This is a genomic window from Novosphingobium lentum NBRC 107847 (assembly GCF_001590965.1).
Classification (GTDB): domain Bacteria; phylum Pseudomonadota; class Alphaproteobacteria; order Sphingomonadales; family Sphingomonadaceae; genus Novosphingobium; species Novosphingobium lentum.
The window spans coordinates 1-1,039 of sequence record NZ_BCTW01000049.1; the positions used below are offsets into that span (position 1 = coordinate 1).

Sequence of the window (1,039 nt, forward strand, 5' to 3'; positions counted from 1 at the left end):
TGCCGCATCTGTTTCAGCCTCGCTGCAACAGCAAACACGTATCCAAGACACAAAAAATCCCCCCGGAGCCCCGCCCCGGGAGGATTTTTCGAATTCGGGAAGCGAAGTCTCAGGTCGTCCAGAAGACCGGGATCGTCTCAGGCCGCTTCGGCGCGATCGTCCGGGTCGCGCAGCACATAGCCGCGGCCCCACACCGTTTCGATGTAGTTGTCGCCGCCGCAGGCCAGCGCCAGCTTCTTGCGCAGCTTGCAGATGAACACGTCGATGATCTTGAGTTCGGGTTCGTCCATCCCGCCATACAGGTGGTTGAGGAACATTTCCTTGGTCAGCGTGGTGCCCTTGCGGAGCGAAAGCAGCTCCAGCATGGCGTATTCCTTGCCGGTCAGGTGCACACGGGCGCTATCGACCTCGACCGTCTTGGCGTCGAGGTTGACCGAAAGCTTGCCGGTGCGGATGACGCTTTGCGAATGGCCTTTCGAACGGCGCACCACGGCGTGGATGCGGGCGATCAGTTCTTCGCGGTGGAACGGCTTGGTCACGTAATCGTCGGCGCCGAAGCCGAAGCTGCGGACCTTGGAATCCATCTCGGAAATGCCCGACAGGATCAGCACCGGCGTTTGCACTTTGGCGACGCGCAGCTTTTTGAGCACATCGTAGCCGTGCATGTCCGGCAGGTTCAGGTCGAGCAGGATGATGTCGTAGTCGTAGAGCTTGCCCAGATCGAGCCCCTCTTCGCCCAGATCGGTCCCGTAGACGTTGAAGCCTTCGGTGGTGAGCATGAGCTCGATCGCCTTTGCCGTGGTCGGCTCGTCCTCGATCAGCAGTACGCGCATAGAGCAGCCCCTTCTTGCCATTCCCCGTGGCGGTTAATCCCCCTGCAAGGGGTATTGCCCGTCATTAACCATATGACCAATGAACACGAAAGGTTAATTTCTCGTAAATGGTTGATTCTTGGCGAGTCGTTTTTTCTACTTATGGGTGTGCTTTTCCAGCCTCACGGCTGGCGCGGCAGAGTCCTTTTCCAGCCTCACGGCTGGGA

The 1,039-nt window shown here is 58.9% G+C and carries 1 protein-coding gene; it reads right to left on the reverse strand.

Annotated elements, in window-relative coordinates:
* Positions 1-137: 137 nt before the first annotated feature.
* On the reverse strand, positions 138-833 hold the full coding sequence (ctrA, locus tag NL2_RS20550; RefSeq protein WP_068078585.1) for a response regulator transcription factor CtrA: 696 nt from the start codon (positions 831-833) through the stop codon (positions 138-140).
* Between the last annotated feature and the right edge of the window lie 206 nt (positions 834-1,039).